The following is a 16,771-nucleotide window of genomic DNA, read 5'->3' as shown; positions in this document are numbered from 1 at the left end:
AGAGGTTTTATATTCACAATAGATATACGTTATGGTATAATTTTAGTATCAAGTTTGATACTAAAGAAAAACACATATACCTATAGTGTGAATTAAAGCCCCTATCTCTTGGAGTTTTTAATTGGTTTGAGTTTGGCGACCTGATCCAATTAAAAACGTTGCGGTGGGGTTTTATTTTTTTATAATTAATGTTTAAAACTAATGAATAGGCTTTTGTTAAAATTAGCTTGTTTAAAATCCATATCTTTAAGAACTATTTTACACATACTTTTTTTAAATATCAACTAGTAATAAGTTAGAAGTTACCAGCAAATACGAATAAAATTTTCTGAATATTTAGAAAACAATGTAGAAATATACAAAATTTCATACTGGAACGAAACTTTTTCTAATTTCTGTTAGAATATATTTACAGAAAATTCTTTTAATATAAATCCTTTTATATATTTGTATATTAAAAGATGAGAGAGGGTGTGACAAGGGGTATGATTTTAGAAAAAATTCAAAAGGATTTAACTAATAGAGGTATTACAAATAGACAGCTTGCTGATTTGTTAGGTATTAGCCATTCTAAAGTGAATCAATCTATTTCAGGTAAAAGAGAATTTGACTTTTCTGTTTATGCAGAAATACTAAACATGTTATATCCCCATGATTATTCTTTTCGAAAGACAGAAGTGTTTAACTATTGTAACCAAGCTAAACGGAAAGTTAATTTAAGAGTAGCGTTTGAATATATAGACATGTGTGGCGAATTAGGATTATTAAATCATTTAATTGATCAAGAAAAACAATCAAATAATTTGTTGAATCGTAAATTTGCGAGTGCTTATGAATTACTTTATTTACGAAACGCAGATGAATTTAACCCGCGCGAATTTTTGAAATTGGTAAAGGGAGAAATGGGAAAGCAAAAAAATGCAGAGGATATAAGTAAAATTCCTATGGAGTTTGCTCTGATTTACGCTTTCTTTGATTCAAGAAATTACAATTTAGTAAGTGCAAATATTGATGAGTTAAAGGCTGAAATTGAAAAAGTGAAAAATCCATTTTTAAAATCTTCATATGAATTAAGAACTATGGAATTATTGGCCACATGTTTTCATAGGAATAATGAATTGGAGAGAGCAAGAGAATTATGTGATAATATGATTTCCAGAGATGGAAGAGTATCTTTACTTCCAAAGGCTACAGCCTATTGTATTATGGGTGAGACATATATATTAACGGACTACGAATTGTCTAAGTATTATTTAGACAAAGGGTTAAGTTTGGTGACTTCACCAAGTAACCAAAAAATGCGTAAAAAACAACAAATGTTACAAACAACACTTGATTTTCTAAACATTCATTTTGAAAAGAATTTAGATCATATAAACCCTATAAATCCGACAGAAAGGGGATATTTATACATAAAACAAAATATGAAACAAAAAGCAGATTCTCTTATGGAAGAAACTAAAAAACAAAATGGTTTTCTTACACCACTTCAACTTTTTGTTCAAGCTCTAGCAAGAGAAGATATGAACTTAATGAGAGAAGCTTTATTGGCTTTTGAACGAAATAATGATTTGTTCTATGCGGAACTTCCAAAAAATGTGTTAAAATAAATTCAGAGGTGGTTAAATATGAAGGGATGGGCAAAACGATTATATTTATTTGCCACGATAGCGGCTTTAACAGCACTTCCGATGCAAGGAAGTGTCACTAAAATTTTCCGATATATGGTAGATCCTGGTGGGGGAGCTGGGTGATTGATGTTAAAAATGACACTACAAAAGTAGTGTCATTTGTCGTTTAAGGAGTGGAACACTTGTTAGCGTGGCATAAAGTTCCGTTCCACTTGTACATAAAAAATTCGTAAAAGGGGTAATTAATTTATGAAAAAGAAGAATTTATGTAAGCAAGTTGATTATGACTTTTTGGTGAAAGTATTGTCACAAACAGGTAATTATGTTGAATTGCATAGTAAATTACAGACTTATATTAAAGAAAATAGAAACTTTAAATCTAATATTAGACAAAAAGCTAATTAAAAAAGCAAAGAATTTATTTCTTTGTTTTTTTTAATTTATAACCTAGAAATTCTAGATATTCTAATAGCCCTTTTTCAATATCGTTGCGTTCATCTTCTGGAAGATCGTCCAAGTCCTCATATAACTCTTTTGCTAAACGACTTATTTCATTTTTATTGACGTCATTATCGTTTCCTACTAAATAATCTACAGATACACCAAAATAGCGTGAAATTTTTACTAACATTTCATAATTGGGTTCATATCCAGAGTTTTCCCAATTCGATATAGTTGTTTGTGCAATTCCAAGTGCTTTTCCAAGCGCAGTAGCACTAATGTTTTTCTTATTTCGTAATTCTCTCAATCTTTGTCCAAACATGGTTCCAACTCCTTTTAACTTGTTTGATGTTAAAAAATAATAAAATAACACGTTTAATGTTGACTTTCGGCTTAAAGCCGAATACAATGTAATTAAGGGAAGGGAGGGTGAAAAAATGCTAGCGTCAGAAAATAAAACCATTGTACGAGAATACAGGGAATCCAAGGGTTTAAGTATTAAGGAAGTTTCTAAAGGCGCTAAAATTCCGATCGGCACATTATATGATGTTGAAATTGGGAGAAGGAGTCTCAAAGCCAATAAAGCCAAAAAAATGGCTGATTTCCTTGAAGTTCCGATCGAGAAACTTTTCAGACCAACATATTATCGTGCAATACCCATCACAGATTGAATTAACCTCATGTTATTGATTACATCTATCTTGTTTATATTCCTACTAAGTGTATTGTAAATGAAATTCGGCTAAAAGACGAAATAATTATGACTAAAGCATATTGTTCTATATTTAGAAAGATAAAATTCTAAATATTCTGTCCTTTGAAAACTGAATAATCCTAAAGGAGCTGTGAAAAATGGTTTTGAAACGATCGTATCAAACACTACTACTCTTTACGAGTGTGCTTTTATTTGTGATGAGCTGCTTGATTCCACTGAATCAAGCAAGTGCGGAGGTAATCAATCGTGAAAGGTATCAGATGGATTGGGCCTATAGTCCGCAGTATGGGAAAGATGTTCGTACAGAGCTACTAAAGAACGCCAGTGGTCAAATCGCGTATTGTCTGGTATACGGTTTAAAATCCCCAAATGGAGAGGATTTACCAGAAGCAGGCAAAACAGATGATGTATCCTATCGTGTCTTAATGAATGGATACCCACAGAAAACACCAGAAAGTTTAGGTGTTTCTAATTGGCAAGAAGCCCACTACGCAACGCAATTAGCTCTTTGGAATGCACTTGGCCAGATTTCCGTTGATGAATTACAGTTCAAGAATGTGGCTGTTGAAAAAGCAGCAAAGAACATTATTCATGCGGCAAATCAAAGCCAGGATACACAAGATGTCTGGATGAATGTCATTCCAACAGATAAACAAGAAGCACAATTAAAAGGTGAATATTTTGAAACAACAACATATAACGTACAAACAAATGCAAAAAAAGGTACATTTCAAGTACAAATGAACAATGCACCACAAGGCACACGTATTGTCACAGAACAAGGTGAAGTGAAAGAAACATTCCAACTAGGAGAAAAGTTCCGTGTTCAAGTACCAAAATCCTCTAAGAGTAGTGAACTATCTCTAAAAGTCGTTTCAAATCTAACGAATGTTCATGCAATCGTATATAAAGGAACAAGTACGATTCAAGATGCAACTGTATTATTAGAGCGCAGTACAGAACAAGTAAGCACAGACTTACAAGTATTCTGGAAAGCAAATGGCGCCTTAAAAGTGATGAAAGTGGATGAAAACCAAAAGCCACTACCAGGCGCAGTATTTGAAATCGCAAACAGCAATCAACAAGTTATGGGAACGATTACAGCTGACAAAAACGGTATCGCTGAAATGGGCAACTTAGAACTTGGCACATACACTGTAAAAGAAGTGAAAGCACCTGTTGGATATGTGTTAGATGCTACGCCAAAGCCTTTTGAAGTGAAAACAGGTGAAGTTGCTGTTATTGAAATGAAAAATGTACAAATCAAAGGCAGTATTGAAATCAAAAAGGTAAGTGACACAAGCAAGATTCTCCCAGGCGTTGAATTTACAGTATTTACGCCAGAAGGAAAGGCAGTCACAAAAGTAACTACAAATCAAGAAGGGATTGCGAAAGTAAATTCTCTTCCATTTGGAAAGTATTACTTCCATGAAACGAAAGGATTAGAAGGTTACTTATTAAATCAAACAAAGTACCCATTTGAAGTAAAAGAGCATAATCAAACACTTACATTCGAAGTGAAAAATGATCAAGTAAAAGGAAATGTACAGCTTGTAAAAGTAGATGAAGATGGGAAAACAAAATTAGAAGGTGCAGTTTTTATCCTAGCTGATGAAAAAGGCAAGAAAATCAGTGAGCATAAGACAGACAAAAACGGGTTAATCAAAATTGATAATATCCCATTTGGAAAGTACCAATTCATTGAAAAAACATCACCAGCGGGCTATGTGCTGGTAAAAGACCCGATTCCGTTTAGCATTACTGAAAACGGAAAAACAATTGAGTTAGTTGCGAAAAATACAAAGATTAAAGGCTCAATTGAAATTACAAAAGTAGACGTAGCCGATGGAAACAACAAGCTACCAGGTGCAGAGTTTACGATCTACAATGAGCAAGGTCAGGAAGTTGTGAAAGGGAAAACAAACGAAGAAGGCATTGCGAAGTTCGATAAACTTCCAGCAGGAAAGTACACATACAAAGAAACACTTGCACCACAAGGCTATGTGTCACATGAAGAAACATTCTCTTTTGAAATTAAAACGGATGGTGAAATTATTAAACACACCGTAAAAAACAAAAAGATTGAAGGTAGCTTAGAAATTACAAAAGTAGACGTAGCCGATGGAAACAACAAGTTACCAGGTGCAGAGTTTACAATCTATAACGAGCAAGGCCAGGAAGTCGTGAAAGGAAAAACAAACGAACAAGGCATTGCAAAGTTTGAGAAATTACCAGCTGGTAAATACACGTATAAAGAGACATTCGCACCAGAAGGATATTTAATTAATGAAGAAACATTCTCTTTTGAAATTAAAACAGATGATGAGATCATCAAACATGTTGTAGCAGATCAGAAAAAAGAAGTTCCACCAACACCAGAAACGCCACAACCAGAGCAACCGGAACAACCACAGCCAGAACAACCAAAACCACAACCAGAGAAGCCACAAACACCACAGGTCATTGAAAAACCTGTACCAACACCAGAGAAACCACAACACATTGTAAAACAACCACAACCGATGAAAGAACAACCTAAGAAAGTAGAAAGTCATTTACCAACTACAGGCGGCAAAGCTGAAAATCCATATTGGAAATGGATTGGTGTTACATTTGTCGTTCTTGGTAGCATCCTAGCTGTTTACGTAGTTAGAAAACGTAAGAATCAAGAAGTTTAAAACACTCTCAACTGATAAGGGAGGGCGGGATCAAATGTGCATACTTGATGTACATTATCAGATGGATGGGATCAAATACAAAAAGTCGTATTTGCTAGCATTACCAGAAGATGGGTTTCAGTTGCGGAAAAATATCCAACATGTTCTGTTCAAGGAGCACCAACAAGAAATTAAGATTCTTTCTACAGATTTAGAGGAATTAGATTTAATAGCTTCATAAAAAACTGATACGAATGGAAAGGTGAGATTGCTATGTGTGGAATATTTATTGGAAGAAGTGCACAAATCCCAGCATTTATAAAACCAAAATGGTATGACATGAGTAAGTCAAATTCCATTGTCATAGGAAATGAAGGGAATAAAATGAATCCTCAATTTGTATTTGGAGAAGAAAATAGAAATATCCTGGTACGAGGTGGAACGGGAAAAGGAAAAACAGGTTTGATGAAGCAATTTCTTACCCTTGTCATGGCAGATCATCAACAAGCGACTGTCTTAGATGGGGAGGGGGAGTATAAAGAATACGAAAAAATGGGTGCTCACATTATCACCTTTACATCAAAAGATTCTTTTCTAAGCCAAACCGAAATAGAAACATGCAAACTATCGGATGTGGTTATCATAGATGAAGGATTAAGATTGTATTCCAACAATCCAGAGGGATTCACAAACCTTTTAGAAGAACTAGAGGAACTGAATGTAAGAGTTTTTGTAAGTTTTCAAGCAATCCCAGAAGAGTTATTGCACAGATTTGATGTGTATTTAGAATTAGACCCACTCATCGCTTAAAACTATACAATATTTCTATTTAACAATATAGAATGATGAAACAATACAGGAGGGTTTTTCATGAAACCAATTAAGCATATGCGAAGTAAACGCGGGTTTTATATTGGTCGAGTTCCACATACAACAAATACAATTCCAACAAATAAGCGTACGGAAGAATGGACGGGAAGAATGGGAAAGAGCATGATTTTCTCTTCTCTCTTAGTCACGTTAGACCCATATCATAAAGCTCATAAATTTTATAAATAAAAAATCTTAAAGGAGTGAAGAGTGCTCTTTCTAAGAGCATTCTCCACAAAATAACTTTAAAACGAGAGTGGGAAATATGATGATGCAAAATGAAAAGACCGTTGCAGATAAGGTATTAGAACAATTAGAAATGAGAATTGATTTAATCGCTACAAAATTTATGAACGGGAAAAGTGATAGATTAGAGAGTCAAAAAGAATTAGAAGGTATCAAAGGAATCTGTAAAGATATTTTAAATGCACTTTATCCGATTGCTGAAGAAAAAACAAAATCTATACATGAGCTATTTATGAAAACATCGGAATTACTGAAGTTATGAAGATAAAGAGTCGTTCTAACTGGTAAATCAGTGGTTTCACAACAATAATACTTTGAATGGAAAGATGGAAAAGCAGATGATTTGATGAAGCTGGTGACATTGTAGCATATGTAGATTGTGAGAAGAAGGTATTTAAACCTGAATTTGTATAAGGATGTGAATACGTGTTTTCAACAATTCATTTGTTTACAATCGTATTTTGTATAGGGATATGTCAATTGTTAATTTCTATGCAGGGGTCAAATAGATTTTTCAGTGTGCTTATTAAAGGGACAATATTAGGAACTGTACTAGGATTATTTTTGATATTTGGTTATGAGGGATTCAAAGATATAGTGGCAGAGATAGTAAATGATAGAAGATAAAAGGCTTAAAAAATTTGAAAATGCTTGTAAAAGGGAGGGGAACGAAATGTATGGCAATCGTCATGAATGTTGGGAAATGTTTTGGAAAGAACAAGTAACGGTAGATGGTGAATTAGATATCGAACAAGTAAAGCAAGAACTCTTCAATTATAAAACACTCTTAGATCAAATTAATCAACCTCAAAATGAAATCATGCAACCTCAAGTCTTGATTCAACTAGCCGCAGAAGAACGAACACAAAAGCATTGTGAAAAACTAGTAGCCCTTGCATAAGGCCATTTCAAGGATAGAAAGGAAGTGGAGAAGTGGCGCACAGCAAGCTCGACAAAGAAATTGAAAACTTCATAGAAAAGAACTGGAAAATGCTTTTAGGTATAGGAGCTGTTGCATTTGTCTGGTTTTCTAAAGAAAAAATCCTCACAGAATTGATGAAGCTGGTGCCAACTGTAGTCGGTGTGTTTCGTGGGATTGCTTTATTGATCCTGTTAGGAATTGTTATACGAATTGCCTTACATGGCATCTATTTATTCTTGGAAAAGAAACGGTATCGATACGTATTATTCATCCCTCACATAGATGATGAAGTCACACCAGATAAGCTAGGACAAATGATTCGGCATGTACATGGTTCGGGTCGAAAACCTTTAGAACGTCTGTTAAAAGGGCGTGATTGGTACCGCATGATGATGTATCGTCCAGAGGGAGAAAATGAGCGTGCTCGCTTTTATGTGGGTGGTCCAGAAGATAAAATCAAACAGGTTGTGCAAGCGATACAAAGTGCTTATACCCACAGTGAAATTTATACCGTCTCAAAGGAAGAAATGCCATTTCCAACAAGAAAAGCGGTAGGAGGACGGATGGTATTAAAGAGAAAACGGTTAGATGCCACATTATCACTCGCACGCTATACACGTGATGTATTACCGATGTTAGGAAGTGCAATGGAAGAAAAGACATGGATTGATATTGCTTTTACACCAGATAACGGGTATCAGCTGACAAAAGGGATTCGAAAAGCAGAAAAGGCCATTCGGAAGAAGAAAAAGCATGGGCTAGACGCCTTTGAAAAAGAAGAAATCCGCGCATTAAATAAACGATTTGCCAAAAATGAAGTGGCGTTTCAAGTATCTGTTTCATTCGCAAGTGACTATTATCCTGGTGTACCTGTTATCAAAAACTTAGGACATATGGTAGCAAGTATTATGGCCGATGTGAATGAGCTGAGATACAGAAGGCTCCGACGCAGCATGCCAGCTGTACCACATCCCGTATACGGGAAAATGATCTGGACGGGATCAGAGCTATTAAACTTGTTCCATCTACCTAACGTAACAGGGGATAAAAACAGCAAGACAGAGCGCAATATCTTGTATCTAGATAAAGGGGAAAACATGATACCAAATGATTTATTGGCCGAAGGCATTTCAATTGGCCATGTGATGCATCCCTATATCAAGGATCGATTAGTAAAAATTCGAGAAGACTTTTTCAAGAATCATGGTTATATTACGGGAAAAGTTGGGTCTGGTAAAAGCACCATTGCCATGAGATTGATGCAAAGTGTCATTGATAAATGGCTAGAAAATCCGAATGAAGCGGGTGGATTGTCTCTATTTGATCCGACAGAAGATTTGGCATACGTAGCAATGAATCGACTATTGAAAGCGGAAAAGGATGGGAAAGAAGTGGATTGGAGTAAGGTACACTTTATCCGTTTTCGAAACACAGATCATCCGCCAGCTTTGAATTTGTTTCATCGTTTTCCAAATGAAGATATCCAAACAGTGGTTGAATCTATTATGGAAATGATTAAGTTAATGATTCAAGGGCAAGCACAACAAACAGAACGATTACTAAGGGCAATTATTGGGACGTTACTTTGTGATAAGAGTCAAATTCATACGATTTTAAGTATCCCACTCTTCATATCTGACGAACTGTTTCGAGCAAATGTAATCGCCAATTTACAAGGGCCAGAACAAAAATATTACTCTCACTTTTGGAAATATGAAGTGGGAAGCGCGTTAGAAGACAGCACACAAGCGATTTTAAACCGATTAGATATCTTCCGTAATACGCTGTATTTAAAGCGTATGTACGGGCAAACAGGCTTTTCTTTAGAAATTCGGAAGTGGATGGATGAAGGCCACCTTATCTTTTATGATTTAGCGGGGATGGGGAAAGAAGATACATTACTGACAGTCGGTTACATTTGTAATCAATATCACCGTATCGCTCAGCAGCGGCCGCATGGTTCAAAACTACATTTAGGCGTGATAGATGAAGCTCATGACGTGCCAGTACCCGTTCTTCCAAAAATCATTGCAAAAGATCGAAAGCATGGATTTGGATTATGGGTAATTACCCAGCAAGTTTCGGGACAGCTAGACAGAGAGTTAACAGACATGTTAACAGAAGCGGGCGGAAATTACTTTGTATGTAGGCAAGGCCATAATTCCGCGAAAACGTTAGAGGGCATCATGCAAAAGCAATTCCGTACAGAGTATTTGCAAAACCTTCCTAACTTAGTTGTAGCGATTCAAACACAAGATTATATCAGAGGTGAGGCAAAAAATGTGTGGTGTACCATACGTGTTCCACCATTAGACCGATACCTACCAAATGGAAAAGCAGCGAATTATAAAAACGAAAAAGAAATTCATGCATCAAATGAATGGACCAGAGCAAAGATTCATTCTTTAGAGCAACAAAATGGGAAAGCAGGATTAGAAATCGACAAGGAAATTGATGAGTTTCTATATGGAAAAGGCAAGTATCAACAAGCCGAAAAAGTCAATTTAACCAAAGAAGAACCTGTTGTGACATCGGGATTCGATGAGTTAGAAGAGAAACTATCTTCCCGTGAAGAAGTGAAAGAACATGTTTCTGAAACAGAGCCAGTCGAACCCGCACATCAAGCGCAAATTATCCCATTCCGAAAACAAGCTACGACAACAATAGAAGTAAAGAAAGAAGATAAGCCAGTAAAAGAGCCTATTACAACAATCGAAAAAGAACAAACAGAATCAATCGAAACAGAAAATTTAGAAATACAAGAGGATACACCACAAGAAGAATTGAGCATTTTCGATAGTTGGGAAAAGGAGTAAGAGGCATGGGAAACATTTTATTTCAAATTTCAGATGAACAACTACTCATGAGTTTGCATACACACATCTACTTGGATATTGAGTACATTCATCAAAAGGTCTATGTGGATTATACAAAAAAATCTGTAACAAATCGTTTATATAAGCTAGAGCAAGCGGGTTATATCCGTTACGAGTATTTACCTGTTACCTCACCACGAAACCAGAAACGAAAATTTGCGAAGCCACAACGTATTTATACGTTAACACCAAAAGGAGTTGATATGGTTCGCGGATTTCGAGGGGAAGTTCATTGGAAAGCAAGCTGGTCACAGCGCGCGGCATCTTTTGTGTATCACAGTTTAATGTTAGCAAAAGTTGAGTGCGCTATGACGCTAGCATCAAAGCAGGAAGAGAGGTTGGAATTAAAGGAATGGATCAATGAACCGCGAGCAACGTTTCAATATACCAAAGGAAGAAATCGCGTCATACGCCCAGATGGGGTTGCAGTAATTGGATTAAAGGAGGCGATTGATAAAAACATTGGTGTATATATGGAAATGGAACGTTCTTATGGATCAAAAGAAGTATTAGAAAAAAAGATTATTCGCTATAACGATTTTATGACACGAGAAGAAAAGAGAAAAGAATATAGGGCGCATGCTGGTATAGCCTATGAAGTTCCGATATGGCGCCTGGTGTTTGTTGCGGGTAGTGAAAGCAGGGAAAAAGAATTGATTCGCTATTTAAAAGGGGTAAGTAGTCCAGAAATACCAGTGTTTATCACACTGTTTCAAGATATATTGCAGGACCCATTCGGCAATATTTATCGCAATATTCAGAATCCGGAAAAGAAAGTGAGGCTGTAAAAATGTGTTTCGGTTTATTTTATCGATAAGCGCTAGTATTTTTCTGTTAGTTGTCTTTTCAGATTGGTTATTTGAAAGAGTACCAGGATCGAGAGAAGCCTGGGAAGCGGTGAAAAGTAAAGTGGTGGAAATTTACTATACGCAAGGATGGGAAGGTGTCTTGCTTTTCTTCCTGGTCGTAGTGGGAATATGGAAGATGGTCGATCATAAGGGGGGCTAAAAGGTGCCATATCCTAGTCTAATATCTTCATATGGAAATCCTATTTTAGTAGGTGTTGTTATCAGTATCGTCATGTTTTTGTTAATAGGGTATGCAATTTACACAAAAAAATGGGAGATGTTCATTTTCTGTTTCTTAGCATGGATGATTCTTTTCATAAAAGTAGTTTTTCCGAATGAAATGGCGGATCATCACCTTTGGATAGATAAAGAGTAAAAAAGATGAAGGGGAGATAGACAATGTTTACACATAAAAACACCTATGAAAGAGGGAGTTTGGGAGAAGTGGAAGCTCAATTTCTAGTGGAAATCTATGACGGAATGGGTTGTGAGGAATTACAAGGGATTTGCTTATCTCAAACAGATGTATATATGCAGAAGTTTTATCTGATGGAAAATGGAAAAATTATTGAAATAGAAATCGGATTAAATACAGATGAATTGGAATGGAAGTGTGATGGAGTAGAGCTTACAAAAGAAAAAGCAATGGTAGAAATTGAGCGTGAAATCAGCTGTTATGACATGTTCGAGCAAGCAAGGATAGACAAAGGATGGATGTTCAAAGAAAAGGCGCAAAAGTTCCTTACAGCTTTAAGAGAAAGGGAGAGTGCATGATGGACGAATTCGAAGGTTTGGATTTTGTTAGAGAATTTCGGGCTACAGATGGAGCGTCCTTTGAAGTGGGGAGGGATGAAGACAAACGGTATGTGGTTCATGCTAGATTCCAATATATTACAGGCAGTCAAACGAAACTTAATAACTTTATCAATTATGCAAGAAACGAAATAAAAGATGAATCAACCGCGGTTGGCATGGCTTCATTTGCTCGTGATTGTTATGAACGATCTTTACGCCAGTACCGAAATTGAAAGGGGGATGCATATGTTTCAAAAGATGAAACAGTGGTTTGCAAAAACATTTGAAAGTAAACAAGGGAAGGCAAGGAAAGCGACAAAGATTCCATCCTATAATGGCCGCTTAATTGGAAAATGGGCCTTTTGGCTCCTGTTTTGTTGGATGCTCATTGTATCCGTCACAACCGTAGTAAAAGGAAAGGGAGATACACAAGCAAAGGCCAGTACCACTCCAAAGGAAGTCACACAAAAACAAAACCTTGCCTCGCGTCCAGAAGCGATTGAATTTGCGCGGGGATTCGCAAAGGAATACTTTACGTGGCAAAGAGGGGATGAGGGCAAGAAGAAGCGTTCCGAGCGCTTACATCCCTATATACCGAAAACATTTGATCCGCAAGTTGGTTTAGATTTTGTAAGTATGCAATGGGATTCCAATTTTCTATACGCAACTGTATTAAAAGTAGATGAGGTTACAGATAAAGAAGCAAACGTAATTTTTAAAGTGAAATACAAATTAAGCCGCATGAAAGCAGATAATAGCGGGCCAGAGGATAAGGAGGTGGTCCAGCAAGTGTCGGTTCCTGTTCAGTCAGATGGAAAGGCTTTTGTGATTAGTGGATTCCCTCAAATCGTCAAAGTAAATGAAAAAGCAGAAGTACCAGAAGAAAAAGAAAGAAAAGAGCGAGAGGAAATACATGAAATCACTGTAAAAGAAGACATTCGAGAATTTTTACCAACCTTTTTTAAATCCTATACGACCGCAACACAAAAAGAACTCGCGTATGTGTTAGCTAATACGGATATTAAAGGGTTAGAAGGAGCCATGAAATTTGAAAATGTACTTTCCTCTAAGATTTATCCAGGAAAAACAAAAGGCACATATGAGGTACAAACAGAGGTATCTATGATTGATCCGCATTCTGAATCGAAAATGAAAACAGGTTATACGTTGTTTGTAAAACAAGATGGAAAGCAATGGATCGTAACAGATTTAAAAACAAAATAGGAGAGGGGCATGTATATGTTCAATATAAATCATTTTGTGTTAGGAATCGGGTTAGAAGGATTTTTCGAAATGATGAAGACACAAGGAACATACGCGTTATATTGTGCGTTTATCATTGTCATCTTGATCGTAGCGGCAAAGCGCGCATGGGGAAAAGCGATTACGTTAATTGTTGGCGGCGGGATTGTTGTATTCTTCATTAACAAACCAGATGCATTAAAAACAATCGGAACGTGGTTAGGCGGATTGTTTGGTGTCTAAGTAAGGGATGGAAAGGAAGAGGGCTACATGAAGGAAAAAGAATCAAAATCTATCATTGTCTATTGTTTCGGAAGCTATATGAACTATATGCGAAGACAGTACGAAATTATGGGGTATCGTCTTCCGCGTGCGGTTACATGGAGGGCACTTGGTTATTTTGCGGCGGTAGAAGCGGGGCTTGTAGCCTTCCGCTTCCTTCCTCCCTTTAAATGGATATTTGGGGATATGATCGATCAAGTTTGGCTCATGTATTATGGTGTAATTCCTCTTTTCCTCGTATGGGGCGCAGATAAATATAAAACGGATGGAAAATCACTTTTCTCTTTTGTTCGGTCCTGGATCACATTTCGTTTACGGAAGCATCAAAGTAGTCGCTTGGTGAATGTACCCAAACTTAAAAAACATGTGTTTTATGGTCATGTATGTGTACAACATGACGTAAAAGATTTATCAATCGTACATTCATTCAGTGAAGAAGAGAACGACATACACGCTTATGATGTAACATTTTTACCCCAAAAGGAGGAAGTTGAATATGTTGAAAACGATGAACAGACCACCACTAAAGCACGTTGAAAAGAATTTAGCGTTTAGTACAGACGGAAAAGTATCCGCAGTGTATGAAGTAGACGGATTTGAATACGATCATCAAGATGAAAGTACAAAAAAAGTATATTATCGCAATCAACTCGCTCTTTTTACCCATCAAGAATATGATATCCACTTGCTTGTGATTCCTCGTACTACAAATTCAGATGAAATTCTGGATGAACATATTTCCACTTTAAAAGGGCCAATGGCTCCAACTGGACGCTTTCTTTTTAAAAAAGTAAAAGAATACTTACGAAATGCGGCCATTGCGAAAGAGAACATGGAATATCGCTTTTTCGTTTTAGTACAACTGAATATGGAACAGAAAGAAAGACAAGTTCGTAACCCTGTTGTAGAAACATGGAAGTTTATGAAGAAGGTAAGAGAAGGATTTGCAGAGACAGCCCAAAACATATCGGGTATGAATGTGACGGATATTTTAGAAGAAGAAATCGAAAATTATTTAGAAGTAGAAGACGTGTTATTTAGCCAGGTTAGAGGGGCATTTCATAATACAAGACGTGCGAAACCGTCTACAACGCGCTTTTTATTCCATCATAACTTTAAACGTGGCATGAAAGCACTGAATCGGGATCAAAACTGGAAAGTAGGTTCTACAGTTACGTTGCAAAATGAAGAAGGAAAGGCGATAAAAGTACGTCGGCCAGATTTACAAGAAATGGTGCACTTAACGGATACGGTAATCGATGAAAGCCCAGGGCGCTCTTTGATACTCGAAAGACAAAATGAAGAAGGGGAAATCGAAACTTCCCATGTTGCTTTTCTTGCGGCGAAAAGTATGCCCGAAATATCAGCTTTTCCTGGTGGAGAGTGGATATATCGCATTCAATCTCATTCTTTAAAATTCCCTGTTGAAATGAGTATCCGAGCGTATCACTTAGAAAATCAGATGGTTACCCAAAAGCTTTCAAATAGTGAACTGGAATTAAACGATCAACGCCAACAAGCAATGGTAGGCGGCCGCACAACAGATTTAACAATTGATCGTAAAGCAAGAGGCGTCAAAATTGTAAAAGATCGATTTGAAACAACGGGAGCACCTGGATATGAACTAAGTGTACTGTTTTGTGTATATGCAGAAGATGAGAAAACATTAAAATCACGTGTCAATACGCTGATTACAGAATATCGCAAAATGAAAATTGAATTGGTCAATCCATATGGAGAACAATTAGCATACTTCTACGAATTCTTACCAGGTTCTAAGCGTTATAATACGGATTTCAAATTGTTTGTGGAGCCAGGGGTGCTTGCACAAGGAATGTTCGGGGTCACAACACAAATTGGTGATAATCAAGGGTTTTACATTGGAAAGACAAAGAAATTAAATCGTCCTGTTTTTATTCGTCCCGAACTAGCGGCGAAAGCATTAGATAATATAGTGACAGCGTTTGAAAGTTTATCGGTTATGTTTGCGGGGCAAACAGGGAAAGGAAAATCCTTCTTAATGAACTTACTCGCTTTCTGGATTGTGATGAGTGGCGGAAGGGCATTTATCATCGATCCCAAAGGGGACCGCACAAGGTGGCCAGAATTATTGCCAGGATTCAGCGAGGATACCTTGCAGGTATGGACGCTTGGGAAGAATAAAGAAGATGCGGGTTGTTTAGACCCATTCCGTATCAGTGCGACGATAGAAGATGCGAAGAGTTTAGCACTTGAAATTTTGACGTTCCTATCGGATGTAGGTTTAGAAGATATCAGATATGACTATTTATATAAAGCGATTGAACGAGTGGCGGAAAAAGAAGATGCATGTTTAACTTTGGTTCGTAAAGAGCTAGAAGAAATGAAGAAAGAGCCTAACTTATTACCAACCGAATTAGAACGATTAAACGCTCTTACAAATCGTTTAGCAACCTTAGAAGGCATCCAGCTAGGAGATTTATTGTTTGGTAGACCAGGTCAAGATTACCGTGTATTAAGCCTAGAACGCCCATTACAGGTATTACAAATTCAACATTTACGCATTCCGAAATCAGATGAAAAGAATGAAAGTGTTACAGATAAATTATCTCGTAGTATCTTAATTGCATTAGCGGCATTTGGTAAATCCTTAATGCATTCCGACCGTAGTATTTTCAAAGTATACCTACAGGATGAAGCGTCAAGTATTCTGAAAAATAAAGAGGGTGCGGCTTCCTCTGACAAAATCATTCGAGAGGGACGTTATCACAATATTGGCTTGTATCTAGGAACACAAAACGCATCCGATTATCAATCTGAAAACAAAGAGGTTGCCAATGTGGGTATGAAGTTCTGTTTTGCGCTGAAATACGATAAGGAAGCGGAAGAAATGTTGCGTTACTATAACTTACCGGTTACAGAAGAAAATATCTTAATGTTACGCCAGTTACGACGCGGCGAAGCCTTATTCCAGGACGTGCGCCCATACGGGCTTGTAGAGAATCTGTAATGACCAAACAGTGGGTAAAAGGTACAAAGGAAACATACCCATCATCAGCCAGCTTATCCGGAAGGGAAACCTAAAGGGGAGCATAGCATGCTGGAAAAGCCGTAAGTTGACTAGTTACCGTGTCACTACTGAATGGCAAGATGAAAGGTTATGAATAAGGATGAAGGCTATACTGCTTGAATGACAGCCTGGCTGGGATAAAGAGACCCATAACGAAAAGGTAACTATATACGTTATGCAGTTCAACATCTGTACAG

At 36.9% G+C, this 16,771-nt stretch carries 21 protein-coding genes; 20 read left to right on the top strand and 1 reads right to left on the bottom strand.

The annotated features are described in order from the left end of the window. The first annotated feature begins 485 nt into the window (after nt 1-485). From MHH27_RS30795 to MHH27_RS30785, 3 genes are all read left to right on the top strand, one after another. Complete coding sequence (locus tag MHH27_RS30795) at nt 486-1,610, top strand: AimR family lysis-lysogeny pheromone receptor (protein ID WP_340945676.1); 1,125 nt, start codon at nt 486-488, stop codon at nt 1,608-1,610. Nucleotides 1,611-1,628: 18 nt separating this feature from the next. Continuing rightward, entirely contained in the window at nt 1,629-1,754 is a 126-nt protein-coding gene (locus MHH27_RS30790; RefSeq protein WP_340945673.1) for a hypothetical protein, read from the top strand. Nucleotides 1,755-1,880: 126 nt separating this feature from the next. Beyond that, nucleotides 1,881-2,036, top strand: coding sequence for a hypothetical protein (locus MHH27_RS30785; protein WP_000728845.1), 156 nt, complete (start codon nt 1,881-1,883; stop codon nt 2,034-2,036). Between the two features lie 13 nt (nt 2,037-2,049). On the opposite strand, the gene MHH27_RS30780 is transcribed toward MHH27_RS30785, so the two are convergent. Next, the gene (locus tag MHH27_RS30780; protein ID WP_006917309.1) at nt 2,050-2,394 is read right to left on the bottom strand and encodes a helix-turn-helix domain-containing protein; all 345 of its coding nucleotides are present in this window, start codon (nt 2,392-2,394) and stop codon (nt 2,050-2,052) included. A gap of 115 nt (nt 2,395-2,509) precedes the next feature. Here MHH27_RS30780 and MHH27_RS30775 point away from each other — a divergent pair, with 115 nt between their 5' ends. The 17 genes from MHH27_RS30775 (at nt 2,510) to MHH27_RS30695 (ending at nt 16,514) form a co-directional block, all read left to right on the top strand. After that, nucleotides 2,510-2,743, top strand: a complete 234-nt coding sequence (locus MHH27_RS30775) for a helix-turn-helix domain-containing protein (protein ID WP_000881124.1) — start codon at nt 2,510-2,512, stop codon at nt 2,741-2,743. 181 nt (nt 2,744-2,924) lie between these two features. Then, nucleotides 2,925-5,465: a SpaA isopeptide-forming pilin-related protein gene (locus tag MHH27_RS30770; protein WP_340945669.1), complete on the top strand. Its 2,541-nt coding sequence runs from the start codon at nt 2,925-2,927 to the stop codon at nt 5,463-5,465. Nucleotides 5,466-5,499: 34 nt separating this feature from the next. Further along, entirely contained in the window at nt 5,500-5,685 is a 186-nt protein-coding gene (locus tag MHH27_RS30765) for a hypothetical protein (protein ID WP_340945666.1), read from the top strand. Nucleotides 5,686-5,717: 32 nt separating this feature from the next. After that, nucleotides 5,718-6,254 (top strand): type IV secretion system DNA-binding domain-containing protein, encoded by a 537-nt coding sequence (locus MHH27_RS30760; RefSeq protein WP_098398190.1) that lies wholly within the window; start codon nt 5,718-5,720, stop codon nt 6,252-6,254. A gap of 60 nt (nt 6,255-6,314) precedes the next feature. Then, nucleotides 6,315-6,503, top strand: coding sequence for a hypothetical protein (locus MHH27_RS30755; RefSeq protein WP_098398189.1), 189 nt, complete (start codon nt 6,315-6,317; stop codon nt 6,501-6,503). A gap of 76 nt (nt 6,504-6,579) precedes the next feature. Next, nucleotides 6,580-6,822, top strand: a complete 243-nt coding sequence (locus tag MHH27_RS30750) for a hypothetical protein (RefSeq protein WP_255290125.1) — start codon at nt 6,580-6,582, stop codon at nt 6,820-6,822. Between the two features lie 411 nt (nt 6,823-7,233). Beyond that, nucleotides 7,234-7,461 carry a hypothetical protein gene (locus MHH27_RS30745; RefSeq protein WP_098398204.1) on the top strand — a complete coding sequence of 76 codons (228 nt, stop codon included), beginning with the start codon at nt 7,234-7,236 and terminating at the stop codon, nt 7,459-7,461. A gap of 32 nt (nt 7,462-7,493) precedes the next feature. Next, a complete protein-coding gene (locus MHH27_RS30740; protein ID WP_340945660.1) occupies nt 7,494-10,298 on the top strand; it encodes an ATP-binding protein in 2,805 nt (934 codons plus the stop codon). A gap of 5 nt (nt 10,299-10,303) precedes the next feature. Continuing rightward, on the top strand, nt 10,304-11,146 hold the full coding sequence (locus MHH27_RS30735) for a replication-relaxation family protein (protein WP_340945657.1): 843 nt from the start codon (nt 10,304-10,306) through the stop codon (nt 11,144-11,146). A gap of 4 nt (nt 11,147-11,150) precedes the next feature. Then, complete coding sequence (locus MHH27_RS30730; RefSeq protein WP_000488222.1) at nt 11,151-11,366, top strand: hypothetical protein; 216 nt, start codon at nt 11,151-11,153, stop codon at nt 11,364-11,366. Nucleotides 11,367-11,369: 3 nt separating this feature from the next. Beyond that, on the top strand, nt 11,370-11,582 hold the full coding sequence (locus MHH27_RS30725) for a hypothetical protein (protein ID WP_340945655.1): 213 nt from the start codon (nt 11,370-11,372) through the stop codon (nt 11,580-11,582). Between the two features lie 23 nt (nt 11,583-11,605). Further along, complete coding sequence (locus tag MHH27_RS30720) at nt 11,606-11,980, top strand: hypothetical protein (RefSeq protein ID WP_098207843.1); 375 nt, start codon at nt 11,606-11,608, stop codon at nt 11,978-11,980. Beyond that, nucleotides 11,977-12,234 (top strand): hypothetical protein, encoded by a 258-nt coding sequence (locus MHH27_RS30715; RefSeq protein WP_340945654.1) that lies wholly within the window; start codon nt 11,977-11,979, stop codon nt 12,232-12,234. Before MHH27_RS30720 ends, MHH27_RS30715 begins: the two co-directional genes overlap by 4 nt. Nucleotides 12,235-12,247: 13 nt before the next feature. Then, nucleotides 12,248-13,225 carry a conjugal transfer protein gene (locus MHH27_RS30710; RefSeq protein ID WP_088068619.1) on the top strand — a complete coding sequence of 326 codons (978 nt, stop codon included), beginning with the start codon at nt 12,248-12,250 and terminating at the stop codon, nt 13,223-13,225. A gap of 9 nt (nt 13,226-13,234) precedes the next feature. Continuing rightward, on the top strand, nt 13,235-13,486 hold the full coding sequence (locus tag MHH27_RS30705) for a TcpD family membrane protein (protein WP_000281809.1): 252 nt from the start codon (nt 13,235-13,237) through the stop codon (nt 13,484-13,486). 27 nt (nt 13,487-13,513) lie between these two features. Next, the gene (locus MHH27_RS30700; protein ID WP_130068887.1) at nt 13,514-14,062 is read left to right on the top strand and encodes a TcpE family conjugal transfer membrane protein; all 549 of its coding nucleotides are present in this window, start codon (nt 13,514-13,516) and stop codon (nt 14,060-14,062) included. After that, nucleotides 14,022-16,514 (top strand): ATP-binding protein, encoded by a 2,493-nt coding sequence (locus MHH27_RS30695; RefSeq protein ID WP_445688869.1) that lies wholly within the window; start codon nt 14,022-14,024, stop codon nt 16,512-16,514. Before MHH27_RS30700 ends, MHH27_RS30695 begins: the two co-directional genes overlap by 41 nt. Nucleotides 16,515-16,771: the final 257 nt, after the last annotated feature.

It is taken from the genome of Bacillus sp. FSL L8-0152 (assembly GCF_038006365.1).
GTDB lineage: Bacteria > Bacillota > Bacilli > Bacillales > Bacillaceae_G > Bacillus_A > Bacillus_A cereus.
This window is presented reverse-complemented; position numbering and strand designations above follow the sequence as displayed.

Bases quoted from the DNA above. Each gene is read 5' to 3' on its own strand.
- MHH27_RS30795 (WP_340945676.1), top strand. From the start codon at position 486: ATGATTTTAGAAAAAATTCAAAAGGATTTAACTAATAGAGGTATTACA.
- MHH27_RS30790 (WP_340945673.1), top strand. From the start codon at position 1,629: ATGAAGGGATGGGCAAAACGATTATATTTATTTGCCACGATAGCGGCT.
- MHH27_RS30785 (WP_000728845.1), top strand. From the start codon at position 1,881: ATGAAAAAGAAGAATTTATGTAAGCAAGTTGATTATGACTTTTTGGTG.
- MHH27_RS30780 (WP_006917309.1), bottom strand. From the start codon at position 2,394: ATGTTTGGACAAAGATTGAGAGAATTACGAAATAAGAAAAACATTAGT.
- MHH27_RS30775 (WP_000881124.1), top strand. From the start codon at position 2,510: ATGCTAGCGTCAGAAAATAAAACCATTGTACGAGAATACAGGGAATCC.
- MHH27_RS30770 (WP_340945669.1), top strand. From the start codon at position 2,925: ATGGTTTTGAAACGATCGTATCAAACACTACTACTCTTTACGAGTGTG.
- MHH27_RS30765 (WP_340945666.1), top strand. From the start codon at position 5,500: ATGTGCATACTTGATGTACATTATCAGATGGATGGGATCAAATACAAA.
- MHH27_RS30760 (WP_098398190.1), top strand. From the start codon at position 5,718: ATGTGTGGAATATTTATTGGAAGAAGTGCACAAATCCCAGCATTTATA.
- MHH27_RS30755 (WP_098398189.1), top strand. From the start codon at position 6,315: ATGAAACCAATTAAGCATATGCGAAGTAAACGCGGGTTTTATATTGGT.
- MHH27_RS30750 (WP_255290125.1), top strand. From the start codon at position 6,580: ATGATGATGCAAAATGAAAAGACCGTTGCAGATAAGGTATTAGAACAA.
- MHH27_RS30745 (WP_098398204.1), top strand. From the start codon at position 7,234: ATGTATGGCAATCGTCATGAATGTTGGGAAATGTTTTGGAAAGAACAA.
- MHH27_RS30735 (WP_340945657.1), top strand. From the start codon at position 10,304: ATGGGAAACATTTTATTTCAAATTTCAGATGAACAACTACTCATGAGT.
- MHH27_RS30720 (WP_098207843.1), top strand. From the start codon at position 11,606: ATGTTTACACATAAAAACACCTATGAAAGAGGGAGTTTGGGAGAAGTG.
- MHH27_RS30715 (WP_340945654.1), top strand. From the start codon at position 11,977: ATGATGGACGAATTCGAAGGTTTGGATTTTGTTAGAGAATTTCGGGCT.
- MHH27_RS30710 (WP_088068619.1), top strand. From the start codon at position 12,248: ATGTTTCAAAAGATGAAACAGTGGTTTGCAAAAACATTTGAAAGTAAA.
- MHH27_RS30705 (WP_000281809.1), top strand. From the start codon at position 13,235: ATGTATATGTTCAATATAAATCATTTTGTGTTAGGAATCGGGTTAGAA.
- MHH27_RS30700 (WP_130068887.1), top strand. From the start codon at position 13,514: ATGAAGGAAAAAGAATCAAAATCTATCATTGTCTATTGTTTCGGAAGC.
- MHH27_RS30695 (WP_445688869.1), top strand. From the start codon at position 14,022: ATGTTGAAAACGATGAACAGACCACCACTAAAGCACGTTGAAAAGAAT.